The 16,448-nt window shown below is 59.9% G+C and carries 15 protein-coding genes and 3 pseudogenes; 12 read left to right on the forward strand and 6 right to left on the reverse strand.

What is annotated here, in order from left to right; genetic code table 11:
• Window positions 1-34: 34 nt before the first annotated feature.
• From J3489_RS04755 to J3489_RS38275, 9 genes are all read left to right on the forward strand, one after another.
• Window positions 35-502 carry a hypothetical protein gene (locus J3489_RS04755; RefSeq protein WP_206996536.1) on the forward strand — a complete coding sequence of 156 codons (468 nt, stop codon included), beginning with the start codon at window positions 35-37 and terminating at the stop codon, window positions 500-502.
• A gap of 396 nt (window positions 503-898) precedes the next feature.
• Window positions 899-1,780, forward strand: a complete 882-nt coding sequence (locus J3489_RS04760; RefSeq protein WP_206996537.1) for a hypothetical protein — start codon at window positions 899-901, stop codon at window positions 1,778-1,780.
• Between the two features lie 105 nt (window positions 1,781-1,885).
• Complete coding sequence (locus J3489_RS04765) at window positions 1,886-2,275, forward strand: helix-turn-helix domain-containing protein (RefSeq protein ID WP_206996538.1); 390 nt, start codon at window positions 1,886-1,888, stop codon at window positions 2,273-2,275.
• A 472-nt stretch (window positions 2,276-2,747) separates the two neighbouring features.
• On the forward strand, window positions 2,748-3,944 hold the full coding sequence (locus tag J3489_RS04770; protein ID WP_206996539.1) for a PIN domain-containing protein: 1,197 nt from the start codon (window positions 2,748-2,750) through the stop codon (window positions 3,942-3,944).
• A gap of 37 nt (window positions 3,945-3,981) precedes the next feature.
• Window positions 3,982-4,497, forward strand: a complete 516-nt coding sequence (locus J3489_RS04775) for a hypothetical protein (protein ID WP_206996540.1) — start codon at window positions 3,982-3,984, stop codon at window positions 4,495-4,497.
• Between the two features lie 715 nt (window positions 4,498-5,212).
• A complete protein-coding gene (locus tag J3489_RS04780; protein ID WP_206996541.1) occupies window positions 5,213-5,410 on the forward strand; it encodes a hypothetical protein in 198 nt (65 codons plus the stop codon).
• 242 nt (window positions 5,411-5,652) lie between these two features.
• Entirely contained in the window at window positions 5,653-6,222 is a 570-nt protein-coding gene (locus tag J3489_RS04785; protein ID WP_206996542.1) for a phasin family protein, read from the forward strand.
• A gap of 170 nt (window positions 6,223-6,392) precedes the next feature.
• A complete protein-coding gene (phbB, locus tag J3489_RS04790; RefSeq protein WP_206996543.1) occupies window positions 6,393-7,136 on the forward strand; it encodes an acetoacetyl-CoA reductase in 744 nt (247 codons plus the stop codon).
• Between the two features lie 28 nt (window positions 7,137-7,164).
• Complete coding sequence (locus tag J3489_RS38275) at window positions 7,165-7,290, forward strand: hypothetical protein (RefSeq protein ID WP_255554921.1); 126 nt, start codon at window positions 7,165-7,167, stop codon at window positions 7,288-7,290.
• Between the two features lie 277 nt (window positions 7,291-7,567).
• Here J3489_RS38275 and J3489_RS04795 read toward each other — a convergent pair whose 3' ends face one another.
• Window positions 7,568-7,846: a hypothetical protein gene (locus J3489_RS04795; protein WP_206996544.1), complete on the reverse strand. Its 279-nt coding sequence runs from the start codon at window positions 7,844-7,846 to the stop codon at window positions 7,568-7,570.
• A 602-nt stretch (window positions 7,847-8,448) separates the two neighbouring features.
• Here J3489_RS04795 and J3489_RS04800 point away from each other — a divergent pair.
• Complete coding sequence (locus tag J3489_RS04800; protein ID WP_206996545.1) at window positions 8,449-8,886, forward strand: ribbon-helix-helix domain-containing protein; 438 nt, start codon at window positions 8,449-8,451, stop codon at window positions 8,884-8,886.
• Window positions 8,887-8,917: 31 nt separating this feature from the next.
• A pseudogene (locus tag J3489_RS04805) lies at window positions 8,918-10,049 on the forward strand (extracellular catalytic domain type 1 short-chain-length polyhydroxyalkanoate depolymerase); the annotation flags it as partial.
• 19 nt (window positions 10,050-10,068) lie between these two features.
• Here the strand turns inward: J3489_RS04805 and J3489_RS04810 are convergent.
• Together J3489_RS04810 and J3489_RS04815 are read right to left on the reverse strand one after the other, a co-directional pair.
• Window positions 10,069-11,667 carry a SagB/ThcOx family dehydrogenase gene (locus tag J3489_RS04810; RefSeq protein WP_206996546.1) on the reverse strand — a complete coding sequence of 533 codons (1,599 nt, stop codon included), beginning with the start codon at window positions 11,665-11,667 and terminating at the stop codon, window positions 10,069-10,071.
• Window positions 11,668-11,747: 80 nt separating this feature from the next.
• Window positions 11,748-12,062 (reverse strand): annotated as a pseudogene (locus J3489_RS04815) (hypothetical protein); the annotation flags it as partial.
• A gap of 586 nt (window positions 12,063-12,648) precedes the next feature.
• Here J3489_RS04815 and J3489_RS04820 point away from each other — a divergent pair.
• Window positions 12,649-12,825, forward strand: coding sequence for a hypothetical protein (locus J3489_RS04820; protein ID WP_206996547.1), 177 nt, complete (start codon window positions 12,649-12,651; stop codon window positions 12,823-12,825).
• A gap of 414 nt (window positions 12,826-13,239) precedes the next feature.
• Here J3489_RS04820 and J3489_RS04825 read toward each other — a convergent pair whose 3' ends face one another.
• From J3489_RS04825 to J3489_RS04835, 3 genes and pseudogenes are all read right to left on the reverse strand, one after another.
• On the reverse strand, window positions 13,240-13,395 hold the full coding sequence (locus J3489_RS04825; RefSeq protein WP_206996548.1) for a hypothetical protein: 156 nt from the start codon (window positions 13,393-13,395) through the stop codon (window positions 13,240-13,242).
• A 654-nt stretch (window positions 13,396-14,049) separates the two neighbouring features.
• Complete coding sequence (locus tag J3489_RS04830) at window positions 14,050-14,409, reverse strand: hypothetical protein (RefSeq protein WP_242539766.1); 360 nt, start codon at window positions 14,407-14,409, stop codon at window positions 14,050-14,052.
• A pseudogene (locus J3489_RS04835) lies at window positions 14,369-16,113 on the reverse strand (methyl-accepting chemotaxis protein). Before J3489_RS04835 ends, J3489_RS04830 begins: the two are co-directional and overlap by 41 nt.
• Window positions 16,114-16,448: the final 335 nt, after the last annotated feature.

A 16,448-nucleotide genomic window follows, 5' to 3' on the forward strand; every position in this document is an offset into this window, starting at 1 on the left:
ACTGCTTTGGCCAGAAGCCGATATCGGAGCGGACATGCGGTTTGGGGTGGGAGCGAAAAGAGCGGCGCGCGGGTGCGCGCTACTGCTGGCGTTGACCGGATTGACGGCTTCGAGCGCCGACGCTGCGGATTGGTGCGGCGGCGGCATCTGGGTCGATGCGATGATCGGGTCGCAACACATCCATCCGAAGCAACAGTTTGAAGACTTCAATCCGGGGCTCGGCGTCGAGTGCTGGCTCAATGGCCAGTGGGCGCTGACCGCGGGCGGCTATCGCAATTCGCTGTCGCGGCCGTCGTGGTACGGCGGAGGCGTATGGGCGCCCGAGTTCGCGCATTGGGGCTTCGTGCGGCTTGCCGTGATGGGCGGCATCATCTCGGGCTACAACTACGGCGACTGGGGTCTGGGCCGCAATCACACGATCGGCCCGGTGGCTGCGCCGATCGTGATGGTCGACTACAGCATAGTAGAAGGCACGTTCGACTGGGTTAAAAGCAACAGCTGACGTATTAACGACGTTCATTGATAAGTTGGCGAGTGCAGTAGGTCTTGTATGCCGCATCAAGTTGCTCGTGGCGCGGATCTACTACCTGTAACGACGGGTTTTATCCGGCGCCGTAGCGAATCCAAACGTAGTGGAGGCGTGGCCGTGCTGCCCCAACCACTTGGCATCCCACGCACCTGGGTACAGAGTCAAAGTTCGGGAATGGCACAACGGCAGGTACTACGCGCGCAGCCGGTGTGTTTGATCTTTTACGTATTGTGCGGTGGGGCAGAGGGAACCCAGGGGCATACCGCGGTCACGTAAAATGGCGTAGCCACGCTCACCGGCAGGAGTCGTGCCGGTGGCGGCGTCCAACCCAGCGATATCCGGTCAACCTCTCGGGTAATCAAAGAACTCGTGATCAGCAACGAAAAAGAACAAGTGCATCTGGCGCACGCCTATGACGAGGCACGCGGCTATCTCGCCATGAGCCCACACGCCCAAGCGCAGTCCTCCTGGCTGAAGAGCATTCGAGACGACCGGGACACGCGGACGTTCTTCGCGGGGGAGGCGATCCGGAGCACCACGGGTTTTGCGGTTGCCGTGGCCGCGCTGGTGGCTAAAGCCTACGTCGTCTGCGTCGAAAGCGGCGAAGAGGCACTGGCGCCGACGGTCAAACAGGTCGAAGGCCTGAAGGCCAGCGCCAGCGCGTTGGCGTCTAAGCTGGAGTCGGCCGGCGGGTGGGTCGTTCCCGACGCGCGACGGTCGGAGTTTCGCGAGCCCTTGCGCCGCCTGGCGTCGGCGCCGTCGACCCTGGCGCCCCGTGCGGTGGGTCGCCCGCCCCTGCTCAAGCGGCGGCAATTCGTCCTGTCGCTCGCCGAGTCGCTGTACGAGTTGAGCGCCACGTTCCCTATCAAGCTGCTGATGATTGCGGCCATCAAGGGATGGGAGGACACGGGCGAGCGGCAGATTCGCGACATTCTGACCGAAACCGTCAGATCCTCGATTGCCTCGACGGTGCGCGCGCGGCGTGCGGCGCAGGTTGGATATGAGAATGCCACCTTTGCGCTGCTCAACCGTGTCAAGGTGGCTCCCCCGACGCTGGTCGCCGCCAAGCGAACCGACACGCGCAGCGACGCCGAAAAGATCGCCGCTGGGCTCGAGCTGTTTCGCAGCCTCACGGACCCGACGGCGTCGATCTTGATGGTCGACGCCGTGCGCGGCATCGCTGACGAGCTCGGTATCTTGCCTGAGGCGCAGACCGAAGCCGACGGCGGAAATGGCAGCGTTTCGGAGTGAATTTCCGCCGGCGCGAATTCGCCGCCGGGCGGCAGGTTTTTCGTAGCAGCAAACGCGGGGCGGTCGCCGACCATAGCGTCCATCTTGACCACCCTGAGAAGTCGCATGGACGCAGAACTCAGCAAAAAGAACCGAGCCGCATTTACTGCCATTCTGGATCGCATTCCCGGCAATAGCGCCGCGTGTCAGCGGGCGCGCATGCTCGCCGCGATGCGCCAGTTTGAAGAAGTCACGACGCTCGAGGCCATGCGCTTCCTGGACGTCTACGATCCGCGACCGCGCGTCTATGAATTGCGCCGCGAGGGATACTGGATTCGCACGACCTACGCGATGCAGCCGACCGAAAGCGGAGTGGTACATGCCGTCGGTGCCTACTCGCTCGCGGAACACAACAGCGCGCTTACGCGACCCTCACGAAACGAAGGGTGGATGCAAATGGCACTTCCGTGGAGTCCGGCATCCCTCGAAGGCTGGGTGGCGAGCGCCCCTGCATGACGTCGGCCCCGACCCGTGAACTTCTCTTTGTGCCGGGGCGGTATCTCGGGCCATTTACGGGCCTGGAGTAGCGCACGACGGATGACTACGCTCATTCTCAGCAATGTGAGCGTGCCGAAGCACCAGCAAGCCAACGTCGGGTCTTCCTCCTGCCGCCCGACGGCGAATTTCATGGTCGTTGGAGGGTGATGCGAGGCACTCACTCAGGTGGGACGGCTCGCACCAAGCGAAGCTCGGTGCCGAGCATGGCGCGCCGCGAAGCATTGACACGCTTATCGTCGCCAAGGCGGCGGGCATCCGAAGTGCGTTCCGCGCGGCATATTTGCATGAGCCACACTGCGGCAGAGCCGGATCAAAACTACTGAACATTGGCGGTAATGTTCAGTAGCGGGAAAAAGATCACAAAAACTGTCTAAAAATGATCCGGCGTATGGAAGAATCGGCTGCATTTCCATTACCGTGCATGCGCTATATGGACCAGGCAATTCTCGACGACCTTCAGCATGGCCGGATAGGGGCGATCGCGCTCGACACCGAAGTATTCGACGCGAAACAGCTCAATCTGGAAACGGGGCTGCTGAAGCGAGTCGCACAGTTTGTCGACAGCGAAATCACCGTGTTGCTGCCCGATGTAGTCGCCAGCGAGGTCGAGGCCCATCTGAGGCAGGCCGCAAGCGAAGCGCAGGGCAAGCTCAAGCGCGCGATGCGTCTGATGGAGCAGGCGCAGCTGCTGTCGCTGGTCGATGGCGCGACGCCGGCGAAGCAGCTACTCGAGCGGATCGCCGAACCGGCGGCCGCAACCGAAGTGGCGAGCGAGCGCCTGGCGGCCTGGATCGAACGCTCGGGCGCCGTGGTCCTCCACGCCGGCGAACATGTGACGCTGGATCAGGTCCTGCTCCGGTACTTCGATGCGAAGCCGCCTTTTGCGGCAAGCGGTCCGAAGAAGAATGAGTTTCCGGATGCGGTCGCGCTGCTGACGCTTGAAGGGTGGGCCGAACAGCAGCAGCGCAAGGTGCTGGTAGTCTCAAACGATCCCGACTGGGTCCGGTACTGCGCAACGAGCCCGGGACTCGTCGTGGTTCGCGATCTCGCGGACGCGCTGGGTGCGTTCCAGGGCGAGACCGCGCGTTATGCGTGCCGCTGGGTGTGTGAGTCGCTGGCCCTGGGCGGGGTATCCCGCGTACGCGATCCGCTCAACCTGGAAGCGGCCCTGCTGTACGCGCTGCAGATGCATAGCGAGCGGATCGAATTCGCGATCGAGGCGGACTCGCAGTTCTACTTCCAGGAAGACACGGTAGAGCCAGACTTTGAGGACGTCGAGCTGCCCGATCCCGTGAAGGCGGAAGAGTTGTTCGAAGCGGTGGACTATGGGAAAGGGTACGTGGTGCTGCAGGTCGAAGGCACGGCACGCGCCCGTGTCGCGAGCTACTTCAAGTTCCAGCGCTACTACTCATCGGACGGCGATTACCTTCCGATGGGTCATGGCTCAGTCGTGCGAAATGAGCAGATCCGGTTCCGCGCGCTCGTAACGCTCACCGGCGATATCCCGGCCCGCATGGCAGTAGATGAAGTCGAGATCCTGACCGGACTCCATCACATGGAGCTTGGCACGATCGGGCCTGACTGGCTCGGCGACCCCGACCATTCTGATGCGGGCGATACGGAGTGAGTGCAGTGTCGCAGGACGGCCGCGGACGCGAGCCGTCGTGGACGAACCTCAAGGCAAAAACGGTATGACGGGCTGGCAGGATTTTGCGGTGGTGATGCTGTCGTCGGCCGGTGTGAGCGTTGTCTTGACACCTGCGTTGGTCTGGCTGTTGCACACCTGGATCGGTGAGCGCGTGCGCGGGGCGATCCAGGCCGAGTACGCGGAAAAGCTCGAAAGCCTGAGAGCACAGCTGCAGGCCGATGCAGCGCTGAAGCTGGAAACCTACAGGGCGACGCTGAAAGGGCAAGGCGACGCCGAGCTGGAGAAGCTGCGCGCGTCCCTGGCGATCGCCGAACCGGGAACAACGAAGCTTTCCAACGGTTCAAACAGCAGTGAAAGCGATGCCGTTGAATTCGCGTCCGCAGGTACCCGCGCAGAACTGGAACGGCGGAGACGATCCAGCAATCCTGGCGGGCATCGGTGGAATCGTAGAAGCAATACGGCGCTGCCACCCGACCGCGCGGCTCGAACCATTATCCAGCAAGGCTCTCCCGTTCCTCTGCGAACTGCGTGACCGCGAAGTGGCACATTTACCGTCGCGACGGTAACAAAAGTATTGCGGTCTACGTTAATACGCGAATCTTTCGCGACACTCGAACAACATATCAAGGACTACCTATCGATGCATCTCGAAGCAATCCCGTACTGCGGCGACGGAATCGGGCATGGGGAAGCGTAGTGATCCGATTTGGTTTTGCCGACACCCCTTGGTCCGTCGCGACAGCCGGGAAAAGTCAATACTTCTTGAGCATTTTCGCTGATCAGAATTATAAAAATAAACGACTCGCATGGGGCGTTGTAAATATCTCTAAATATCAGGTCATACGCGGCTATATCTGAAGAAGACAATGCTGACCTATAAACGCCATATTCAGATATGAACAGGCGCGGCTGCGCTGCGTCCTGGCTGCGCTGTGTCCTTGATTGAGTGCTAATTCAGACATGGCGTGCGCCCCAGATCGGCCCGGCCCCCGCCGATCAAGGCTTACATGGCCCCCGCACTGGCAGGGGCGACGGCAAGGCGTTGACTCAATACTCAGGCTAAATAAACACACAAATCAAAAATGTACGCCGCATATTGCAATTGAAAATTGTGCGGTTATGATGACGTCTCTGTAAGGATTTCCTGAACGTTTGATTTGCAAAGGCAAAGGAAATGTTTGCCGCCATTTGCCGCGAAGACGGTAATTAATGCTCGCGGCGCAGACGGACTAAATCGAGGAGACGACATGCTGAGTCCCCATGAATTCGCCACCTTAATGCTCATCAAGGACGCGCCGGATCGGATCGGACTGGACCGCGCCGAACTCGACACGCTGCTGGAACGTCAGCTCATAACACTGGAACGTCTCGCGTCGGGCCACCGACGTCCTCATGTCACAAGCGAAGGCGCTTCCATTCTCAAAGCTGTCGCGCGTAGGCGCTAGGGAATTGCGGCGCGTGTCGCTGCAGCACGTGGCGAGTGCGCCGACGAAGAAGTAAGCGAAGTAGCTTTTGTTGGACTTTAATGTGTAGTGCCTCTTGCTGTAACGACCCTCCGAAGTATTCGCGACGCATGCTGCCTGGCAGGCGTCCTTGCACTTCGGTCCATCCATCATCGTCATTCGCCGCGCGACATCCGGTCGATCGGGGTTTCGCGCGGCGGACTGCATCTTGAGGAATTTCAATAATGGCTCTATCGAGTCCCGAGCAAATCGCCGCATCGCAGAAGGCCAGCCTCGACGCATTCTTCGGATTGACCGGCAAGGTCTTCGAAGGCGTCGAAAATCTGCTTGCGCTGAACGTGCAGGTCGTCAAGTCTACGCTGGCGGAATCGCACGAGAACCTGACGAAGACGCCCGGCACAACAGACCCGCAGCAGTGGTTCACGCTGCAAGCCGGTTTCACCGCGCCTTTCGCGGAGAAATCACTGTCATACGGCCGTCAACTCTTCGACATCGCGTCAACTACGCAGGCTGAGGTCGCGCAACTCGCACAGACGCAGTACGAACGGTATAACGCACGCATGCAGGAATTCATCGAGGAAGCGACGAAGAGTGCTCCCGCGGGTTCCGAAGCGGCGATCGCCGCGTGGAAGTCCGCGATCAGCGCCACCACCACGCTGTGCGAATCGCTGCAGAAGACGGGGCAGCAGGCCGTGGAAATGGCCGGGACCAATCTCGAAGCCGTCACGGCCTCAGCGTCCAAGGCCGCCAAACGTAGTGCCACCGAGTCGGCTGCCGTAGCCGTGAGCGCGTAGCACTAAGACTCACGCGGGCAGCGATGCCCGCGTTATCGGTTCCATACTTATATGTAGGATTCCTTTTATTCAATGCGGGTAAGAGTCCGGCATTTCAATGCATCCAATTTTTCACTGAAGGCAGTGTTGCTCCAGACGAGCACGCCGCCGGTATTTGTGAGGACGATTCGATGGCAAAGCAGATCGCGGTAGTAACGGGTGGCATGGGTGGACTGGGCGAGGCGATCAGCATCAAGTTGCATGACGCGGGTTATGCGGTCGTAGTCACCTATTCGCCCGGCAACACCGGTGCGAATGAGTGGCTCGCACGCACGGAAGCCGAGGGACGACAGTTCCGCGCGTATGCGGTCGACGTCGCCGACTACGACTCGTGCGAAAAATGCACGGCGCAGATCAAAGCGGAAGTCGGACCCGTCGACATCCTGGTCAACAACGCCGGCATCACGCGCGACGCCAGCTTCAAAAAACTGGACAAGGTCAATTGGGACGCGGTAATCCGCACCAACCTCGATTCGGTGTTCAACATGACGAAGCCGGTGTGCGACAGCATGGTCGAGCGCGGCTGGGGCCGCATCATCAACGTGTCGTCGATCATCGGCTCCAAAGGTGGGTTCGGCCAGACCAACTATGCGGCGGCAAAGGCCGGCATGCATGGGTTCACGAAATCGCTGGCGCTCGAGGTGGCGAAAAAAGGCGTCACTGTCAACACGATCTCGCCCGGCTATATCGCGACGAAGATGGTGATGGCGGTGCCCGAGGAAATCCGCGAGACGAAGATCATCCCGCAGATTCCGGTCGGCCGGCTCGGGCACCCGGACGAAGTTGCCGCACTCGTGCTGTACCTGTGTTCGCGCGAAGCGGGCTTCGTGACCGGCGCCAACATTGCGATCAACGGCGGCCAACACTTGCAGTGAACCCGAGAGATCGGCAATGGAGATTCCGATGAGTGAAGCAGTGGCAATCGTCGTAGCTCGTTTACCCGAGGCCGCCGTTTTTCCTTCGGTAAGTCTGCGCCAGCTGTTTGTGCTGTGGAAGTTAGCGACGCCGGATAGCTCGCGTAAGCGCTGAAGAGATTCCGCGTGTAAAAAAGCCGCAGACATTGTCTGCGGCCTGAAGCACACGTTGCGCAAGGAGCGCTGACGTTGGTCCCATCGTTCGCATCCCCATTGTTGGTCCCATCGTACACATCCGCGCCTCTCAATCAATCAGGTATCTCGTCTGAATATATGAGAGAGGCTGCATTGCCGCATCTACGGCGGGGCGGGGCGTAAGTTCATCGTGACCGCAGGCGTTGCAAAATGGGCGCAGCGCCGCTCGTCTGGCCCGGAATGATGTATCCGGACCTTCACTTGACCAGGGTCTTGGTCTGTATAGTTGAACCAGTATCCGGGTTGGCGATGTTGCATTCGCGTGCGTCGATCCACTCAATCGACCATTCGTGCGCTACCTGAACCGCCTCATCTTCATTATCGAACCAGGAAAGATTGCGCTCGATGTGCATCTCAGCGTCCGCACCATCGTCATTGTCAGTTGACGCGCGGATCAGTCGCGCGTGCGCAAAAAACCGACCAAGCGAGAAATCCGGGGTTGGGTCAATGACCCAGCCGCGGTACTTGAACTCCATGATTACCTCCAATACTTAGCAAATCGAAATTCCAACAAGCAAAGCATGGATTCATCAGGCCTATTCGCTAAACCTCCAAGGTTGAATTGCCGGCGTCGGGGCCGGCGAGCAAGCGGCACGTCGTCTTCGGCCGCAATACTGTTATAGATCCGCGCCAGTGCTCTTGCCCATCGAAAATCAGAGGATGCCGTGCCAGACAGACGGGGCCGAAGCGCCCATGCGGACCAGCCGAAACACAGCCCCTCGGGGCTGTGTTTCGGCAGCCAACGCACCTGTAACGAGACATTTATTAGCGCAATAGAGGGCTCGGTTTGGCCGACGGCTGCCGGTCGCAACTTTCACCTCACGACTGACCCGCAGCGGCTGTACACGCGTGGGAACCATCGCGAAGGGCACTTTTCTTCAGATGCTCCCACCGGCAAGAACCGCTGGCCGCGCACACCGACGCGCTAAAGGTCGTCACGTGGCGTCGAATAAGCCGCTTGTCGCCCCACGGGGCGCGTGCCTTAGCGCAACGCACCTGTCGTGACCCCATATCTGGAGATTGACGTGGCGAGTTCGCCATCCTATAACCATCCATATGGATGGCGTATGGATGGAAAATGGAAGCGCGCAAACCCCCGCATGCACTCACCGTACCGCTCCGTCCGAAGGGCGGCGAGACGGAAAAGATCACCATTAATCTCGGTCCCGTCGACCTCGGCCAGATCGACCTGCTGGTCGAAGAAGGCTTTTACTCGAATCGCACCGATCTGATCCGCACTGCGATCCGCAACCAGTTGGCGGTTCACGCCCAGACCGTCAGTGAAACGGTTACGCGCCGGGCATTGGTGCTTGGTCTGCAGCACTTTTCCAGACAGGATCTGGAGGCGGTGAGGGCCGCTAGACAGCAGCTCAACATTCAGGTGCTGGGGCTCGCCAGCATTGCCTCCGATGTCACCCCTGAGCTCGCGCTTGCCACGATCGCGTCGGTCGTGGTGCTGGGCGCATTCCACGCTTCACCTGCGGTCAAGGCAGCGTTGGCTGAACGAATCAGCTAGCCCGGCCTGCTGCCTGAACAGGACTCCGATGATGAAGATGAACGAAGATTTCCTGTCGTCCATGCGGGAGGCGATGCACCTGTTGCGCACCGCTGGTCCGCTCGAAGCAACCGCAGCGATTCAACGAGCGCTGCGGGGCACCGACGGCACGCCAGGTGCCGCGGCGCCCCGACCGCCCGCTGACGTAGGCGACGCGCAGTATCCTTCGCGATGGCGTGTTCCACCGGAATTCACCGGCCCGCGCGAGAGCGACGGACGCGTCTTCCCACCCACATGTCGTTCGGGAGACCGATGTCGAGGACCGCGGGCATTTCAGCGCGAGGACGTACGCCAACGACGCCGGGCGGCGGAACTATAAGCTCTACGTGCCTAGCGGATACACGGGCGCGCCGTTGCCGCTGATCGTGATGTTGCACGGGTGCACGCAGGACGCCGACGATTTTTCGGCAGGCACCCGGATGAACACGCTCGCCGAGCAGCACGGCTGCCTCGTCGCATACCCGATCCAGCCGCGGCGGGCGAACCCGTCCAGGTGCTGGAACTGGTTCAAGCCAAGTGACCAGCAACGGGAGCGAGGCGAGCCTGCGCTGATTGCGGGAATCACCCGCTACGTGATGGGCAGCCACGGTGTCGACCGGGCCCGCGTGTACGTCGCCGGTCTATCGGCTGGTGGTGCGATGGCCGCAGTGATGATTCACACCTACCCGGAACTCTATGCAGCGGCAGGAATTCACTCGGGTCTGCCATATCGCTGCGCTCACGACTTGCCATCGGCACTCGCAGCGATGAAAGGGGGCAAACAGGCCCGGCGTGCGCCGTTCGCCAACGGTAACGATAGGTCCACCGCGCCGAAGCGGCCGTTGATCGTCTTCCACGGCGACGCTGATGCGACGGTTCACCCCTCCAATGGCATCGAACTCCTGCGGGAATTCGGCCCGAGCACGCCTCCCCTCGCTGAGGCACTGTGGAGCCAGGCAGGCGGGCGACTGTGCACGCGGCAATGGCTGACGGCCGTCAACGGCGTTGAAGCGGAGTATTGGATCATTCACGGTGCATCGCATGCATGGTCCGGTGGTAGCGTCGGCGGAACGTACACCGATGCCAGTGGCCCCGACGCCAGCGCCGAGATGGTGCGTTTCTTTCTCGCGCATCCACAGCACCAGCAGCTTTGGGGCCCTCGCTTCAAGGTTGAACCACATACGGCGGGAATGCGGACAGACGGAGATCGTCCACCGCGCCACCGACGGTGAAGTGATACAGGCTTTGCCAAGTGTGATCCTCCATGCCGAGCAGTGCGTGCATTTCATCATCGAAAAAGCAGCCTATCCCCGTGGCGCGCACGCCCGCGGCTTCCGCTTCGAGATAGAGCGTCTGGCCGAGCATGCCGCATTCCCAGAAAAGATGGCGATAGCGCCATGGTTGCTTCAAGGCGATTTCGAATCTCGCGATCATCCCCAGCGCAAAGCAGGAATCGGCGCCGATATCCTGGTGGCAGCAGATCAACTTTGCCGCGGCTCGCAAATCGTAAGGCAGCAGAAAATAGAGCGGCAGAGGGTCCGGTCCGGCCTTTAACCACAGCCATTCTGGACGCATGGACAGCTTGAGATCCGGCAGTGCGCGCGAATTTCTCACGAGCATATACAGGCCCGGCTCCAGTCCTTCCACGCGGTGTACCAACAGCGCCGCATGCACGGCAGCAGGACACGTCAGCGCATTCCACGGCGGCGTGTCTGGACGTGTCAACAGACACGCCAGCATGCTGAAAAAAGCCGCGTCGGTGACGCGCGTCGTACCATCGAAATTCACAGCGCTGCGACGCTGTCTGGCGATTCGGGCGAAGCTGAGATCGAGGGCGGGCGTGGGGGGCGCCGGGCGCCGTTCCGGATTCGGCGGGGGCGGTTCGCGAGTACGGGACTTATGCGTGGCGCGACGGATCGAATCGATTTGCGGCCACCTCACATGTCCCGGGCTTAGCTGATTCGCGCGTCCGTGCCACTGCGCCGTATCCAATGCAATCAGCATGCGCTCCAGATCAGGCCGCAATTCAGAGTTGCCGATCCAAAGTAAAGCATCCGGCGCCTCAACTTCGGCCACTCCGAAATCGTCGCCGCGGTCCAATCCAAGCAAGTTGGCCACAGCATCATCCGCAGCCGCCTCCACCAGTCGCGTCTGCCAGCCGAGAGCTGCCGCTGCGTAACTCAGCGCGGCGATGACATGGCCGCAATCGTGCTGGCAGTAGCGCCAGGCGCGCATGCCGTATTTCCACGCCTCGCGCCAGTGGATCGAACTGATGCCGACCAGGACGCCGTTGCTCGAGAACGCCTCAGTCCATCGCGGATCATCCACGGCAGCACGACGTTCAAGCAAATGGTCCCGGCTCAGGTAGTGGTAGACCCCACCGGATAAGCCGGGCAAAGCCGGACACAGAAGATAGCCCTCGGTTGGATGCAGATTTCCGCTCGAAGGGTTGCAACGCAGTGCCCATCGCTGGGCGCCAGAGGATTTCCACGCCGACAGGCCGAGCGAGAGTTCGAACAGGATTGCCACATCGGAAAGGTCGAATCCGTGTGCGGGCGGTAGGGCGCCGCAGCGCAGCTCGTTGTAGCGCGTAGCCAGTGTGTCCGCGGCTAACGGCAGACGAATGCGCGGTGTGCCGTAAAACTCTCGGAACGGATCCGGCTGGTTTGTCCAGTCGAGTTCCCTAGGGCCGGGAGCATAGCAGTTGACGCGGTGTTTGCTGTGTTCGTGATATTCAAGCAGCGCGTGCTTTAACCGGTCCATGTTCCATTCTGCCCAGAGATGCCCGCCACTGCGCAGGTACAAAACAATAAGGACACCCGTCGCGCGCCGCGCGGGATTCTGCGCCTGGGTCCCTTCATACCCTCGGTTTCCATGGCAGCATTCCGCTCCTCGCTGGCCTCAATGGGTTCCATCGCCTCGTCGATGGAAGCTGTCGCGCGTTGTGTGGCCGCCCGCGTTTCGTCGACGGTGGCGCCAGGTCCTCCGTCGTCGTTGCTCGGGGGCTCCAGCATGTCTCTAAGCATGGCAGCCAACTCCGGCGTGTCCCACGGCGCGCCTTGCTGCCTTTTCCTCTTCACGTAGTGCCTGACTTCTGCGTCCTGCTCCGGCGTCAAGGGAAGACCGCGAAAAGTGCTTTGGGGGGTTGCGTCGGCCATGATACTGCTCCGGGACTTGTCCTGTTTAAAGTGTAGCGCCGTTGTAGAGAGGAAGCCTTAACTATCGGTCTGTGCGTCGGCTGATCCGTGGGCAGATGGCGTGGTTGAGCAAAACGGCTGGCCGCGGAAGAGACATACTCCGAACGTCACATACGTCCTTCGATTCATCTGCCGACGGCCCCGGCGGTTCACGGTCGCGCGCGAAACCGACGCAAATTGCCAGGGGTCGTGAAGGATGGCATGAGCCATGACCAAACTATCCGGGCAGTTCACCGTCGCGCGCGCGCTCAAAATCTGTACGCTCGTAGTTCCCGGCTGCGACCGGATCGGACATGGATGAGAGTATCGACTCAATTCGGATACCCATCGGTTACGAAACCGACTGAGCGCGGCGTTTCAGGCCAGATCTCGAAGCTGGCGTCTTCGACAAGCCGGAATGAAATCGCTCGTGTTACTGCGCTGCAGGTACGAGTTGACGGCTGCCGCAAAAGATGCGGGCGATGTCCACCTGAAGGGGAAGGCAGAAGGAAAATAGGTCTACGATTGATTTTTCCGTCTTGTTGCGGCGCTGGAACCGGAGGTCTTCATGCAACGAACAGTCGAATATCGCGGATTCGAAGTTCACATTGATCTGCTTCCCACATCGACGGATATGTTCGATGTCTGGTTTCGCATCGAAGGACCCATCAAGCCTCCTGGTGTGGCAGCGCTCGGCGAGCGTATCAAAATCCGAGGTGGCCCGTTTTCCCGTCGCTGGGCCTAACAGTTGCCTATGCGCAAGCACACGTGTGCGCCGCTCCTCGACCCAGTAGGGACAGCATCACCGGTGAGCATGCGCCTGCGGCGAGGATGGCATTTCATTCACGGCCATCCGGTCAACGCTTATGGTGGATCCAGTCTCGCATGGGAGGATGCGCGTCCAGCCAGCGGAGTTGCTGATTCCTGTGGTACCCGCGCCTGTAGTGTTCTGCCACCAATATCGCAGCCATGATCAGTACGATCACCCCAAACAACACTGCCGTCATTAACTCGGGCATGGCAGTCTCCTCTCAGCGTTTTTCGCAGCCCCCCACGACCAGGCGAACCGCAGTGCGCGCCGCGGCTTATTCAGCGGGGCGCGCAACCGTAGTCACGGATTTGTAAGAGTGGGATCGGAACAGCATCGTTGACCGCACCGTCAATGCTTATGGTGCATCCAACCCATGTGATGTGCATCGAGCCACTGAACCATCCCCTCGCCCTTGTGGTCGCGCATGTAACGTTGCGCCAGCATGAACGCGACGACCAACAGGACCGCCAGGCCGACCACAAAGCTAATCATTGACTGAGTCATGGCGGCCTCCTTGCTGGGTTGCGACCATCTTTACATTGTAGGTGATGCGCTCACGGAAACCGGCATCCCGCCCGGCTCCTGTCCCTCAGGAAAAAAACAGCGTTTCCCTGGCCCGGCGGTCGAATGGAGGCCGCCCGCTCCGCTTCGGTTCCGGCCAATTTTCTAGTACGCCAGACAAAAAAGCCGGCATTTTTGCCGGCTTCTTCTGACTGCTCTTCAGCAGTCGCGCGACTGACGCTTATCCGACGCGCTGTTCCGTGGTTTGAGGTGCATTGGGCGTTCAAATTTATGTTCGGCGCCGTCATTTTGAGCTTCGGCTTGCTTGCGCTTGCTGTGCCCAACTTGCTGTGCGCGCCGCTAATTCGCGATGCTTGGCCTCGTCGCGGTTGTTCTCGGTTTTCAGTCGGTTCCGTTACGAACTCCGGCGTGTTGCAAAGACGATTGGGTCGCCGAACGACTAATCCGCAATCCTAAAAGTTGGACTCGGGAAGCGCGACTGCGTTCAGAAATGAATTGTGACGACGGGCCGAAACGGCCAATGACTTGTATGTTGGGACGGCATATATCATCAATTACGCGCCTTTCGGGGCCACGTGGCGCCCGTAAAGCATCTTGGTGATCAGGTTAAAGCTGACGTGCATCTGGCTGGCCTCACTAATCGGATCGACTCCCTGACGATCCGTGACTGAGCGCGGCCAGGATGGAATTTGTGAATTGAAGCAGCGTCGAGTGATATTCGGCGGGGAGGGGCACATCGTCCATCAGTGACATAGCATCTTCGATGCCGTGCCGGAACGACTTAGCAATCTCGGCTCGCTGCGACGTTGCCAAGTGCGGCAAGGCTGCATCAAAAAATTTGCCCAGAACCATCGCTCGAGCGCCAAGCGCGCTCACGACCTTCGCATTGGCGGTGACGAGCTTGCCCATTTGTGCAAGCACCTCGTTTGCATTGTCCAATTTTTTTCGGCTCCGTTCAGACTTCTTGCCAGTTGCCGGCACCGGTGCCGGTTGCATTCAATGTGTTCCTGTCAGGGGTAATCCGAGCCGTTGTATCCGCTCTTGTCAACACCGCACGGCGCGATGTGTGAACGTTCGTTGCCGAGCGCATTTCGCTACTCACGGCAATTGTGCGTGACGTGGTTGGCGTCCTGTCGCCCACGTTGAGGAAGGCCACCGCGTCGCGTAGGTCCTGGGCCTGCTGCGCCATCGCCTGGGCAGCGGTTGAGGCTTCCTCGACCAGGGAGGCATTCTGCTGGGTTACCTCGTCCATTTGACTTACCGCTCGGCTCACCTGCTCAATCCTGGTGCTCTGCTCTTCCGATGCCGATGAGATTTCGCCCATGATGTCGGTCACATGCTTGACCGATTCGACGATTTCGCTGATGGTGCTGCCCGCTTCCTCGACAAGCTTCGAGCCAGTGTCCACTCGTTCGACCGAATCGCAGATCAGGTCTTTGATTTCTTTTGCAGCAGCAGCGCAGCGCTGCGCTGCGCGAGCGTACGAACTTCACCGGCCACGACCGCAAACCCGCGACCCTGTGTACCGGCGCGAGCCGCCTCGACCGCTGCATTGAGGGCGAGGATGTTGGTCTGAAAGGCAATCCCTTCGATCACAGCGATGATCTCGGACATTTTTGCGGAGCTTGTGGAGATCTCGCGCATCGTTTCGACTACTCGTCCAACCACTTCGCCGCCGCGCTGCGCGACTCCCGAGGCCGTGCGAGCGAGTGTTGCCGCTTGCTTCGCATTGTCCGTGTTATGACGGACCGCAGCAGTCAGTTCTTCCATGCTCGAGGCGGTTTCTTCCAGGGATGCCGCCTGTTCCTCCGTACGGCTCGACAAATCCAGAGTGCCTTGAGCAATCTGAGCGCTCGCCGTCGCCACACCTTCAGCGTTCTCGCGTACTTCCGACACCACCTGCAACAGAGCATCGCGCATCGCCTTCAGCGATGCCATTAGACTACTCGTGTCGCCGGGCCGAAGGTTGATGCTCACGCTGAGATCGCCGGCTGCCACGCTTCTGGCCAGGTCGGCGGCTGTCCCTGGCTCGGTTCCCAACTGCCGTGTCAGGCTTCGCGACATCCAGATGCCGAGTCCCAAGCCTACCGAGGCAGACAAGACCACCAACGCAAGCATCAATTCGCGACTTTCTTCGTACACCCTGTCATTTGCTTCGGCCGTGTTTTGCGCGACGCTCCGTTTCACTTCAACCAGTGTGTTCATGAGGCTCAAGGTCCTGAAACCCTTTTGGTGGTATTCGCCTAATAGATATTCGGTCACGGCACTTCGATCCTGTGACCCAGAGGCGACAATCCTGCCCTTCATTTCGTTGAAGGCTTGCATGTATTCCTGCCAGCTCTGATCAAGATCGGCGAAGGCAGCCTTTCCCTTCTCGGTATAGAGGAGGGGGTGCACTTGGTTAAGGTGGTCGCGCGCTGAGGCCAGGGCCTGTTCGGCTTCGCCCAGGGATTCAGTTTGCTGCTCGGCGGTGGAAACCAGAATGGCGTTGCGTAAATATGTACCCGCTTTCAGTACGTCGGTGTTCGCCTCCTGTATTAAGTTAAGCCCCACGAGGTCCAACCGATAGGTCCTATCTGCGTTTGCGCTAATCTGGGCCATGTCGTGAAGACCTACCCCGCTGACGATGGCGCTGATGCTGGATATCAGGATAAAGGCGCTGACTAGTTTGACGCCGAGTCTCATATTGCCGAAATTCATAGTTTGCTCTATCAAGCTGAGAGAGCCAGCACTGAGAAATAGATGCAGCGGCGCTGGAGTGGCTGCGACAGCAGGCTATGTTCTTTGACCCCGGCGCTAACTAGTGCAACGCCCTCGGCTGGCTCCTGTCAGAATTCGAGCCAGTTTTCAGAGGCGTCTGCTGTGACGACGCTCGCCGTTCTCCTTGTCGCGTTAGCGAGGAGCTTAGAGTCGCGAATAGGTATCTCTTCCGGTTCAGGGTCATTCACGTCATTTGGTCTCAGTCTTGTCGATGAGGTATGTCCGTCAGTCCACTTACCCCTTTAGGGGGCTGGCTAATCTGAATTTGGTCGTGC

It is taken from the genome of Trinickia mobilis, from assembly GCF_017315705.1.
GTDB lineage: Bacteria > Pseudomonadota > Gammaproteobacteria > Burkholderiales > Burkholderiaceae > Trinickia_A > Trinickia_A mobilis.

Excerpts from the sequence above, each read along its gene's own strand:
- J3489_RS04755 (WP_206996536.1), top strand. The coding sequence starts at position 35 with ATGCGGTTTGGGGTGGGAGCGAAAAGAGCGGCGCGCGGGTGCGCGCTA.
- J3489_RS04765 (WP_206996538.1), top strand. The coding sequence starts at position 1,886 with ATGGACGCAGAACTCAGCAAAAAGAACCGAGCCGCATTTACTGCCATT.
- J3489_RS04770 (WP_206996539.1), top strand. The coding sequence starts at position 2,748 with ATGGACCAGGCAATTCTCGACGACCTTCAGCATGGCCGGATAGGGGCG.
- J3489_RS04780 (WP_206996541.1), top strand. The coding sequence starts at position 5,213 with ATGCTGAGTCCCCATGAATTCGCCACCTTAATGCTCATCAAGGACGCG.
- J3489_RS04785 (WP_206996542.1), top strand. The coding sequence starts at position 5,653 with ATGGCTCTATCGAGTCCCGAGCAAATCGCCGCATCGCAGAAGGCCAGC.
- phbB (WP_206996543.1), top strand. The coding sequence starts at position 6,393 with ATGGCAAAGCAGATCGCGGTAGTAACGGGTGGCATGGGTGGACTGGGC.
- J3489_RS38275 (WP_255554921.1), top strand. The coding sequence starts at position 7,165 with ATGAGTGAAGCAGTGGCAATCGTCGTAGCTCGTTTACCCGAGGCCGCC.
- J3489_RS04795 (WP_206996544.1), bottom strand. The coding sequence starts at position 7,846 with ATGGAGTTCAAGTACCGCGGCTGGGTCATTGACCCAACCCCGGATTTC.
- J3489_RS04800 (WP_206996545.1), top strand. The coding sequence starts at position 8,449 with ATGGAAGCGCGCAAACCCCCGCATGCACTCACCGTACCGCTCCGTCCG.
- J3489_RS04810 (WP_206996546.1), bottom strand. The coding sequence starts at position 11,667 with ATGGACCGGTTAAAGCACGCGCTGCTTGAATATCACGAACACAGCAAA.
- J3489_RS04820 (WP_206996547.1), top strand. The coding sequence starts at position 12,649 with ATGCAACGAACAGTCGAATATCGCGGATTCGAAGTTCACATTGATCTG.
- J3489_RS04825 (WP_206996548.1), bottom strand. The coding sequence starts at position 13,395 with ATGACTCAGTCAATGATTAGCTTTGTGGTCGGCCTGGCGGTCCTGTTG.
- J3489_RS04830 (WP_242539766.1), bottom strand. The coding sequence starts at position 14,409 with ATGCAACCGGCACCGGTGCCGGCAACTGGCAAGAAGTCTGAACGGAGC.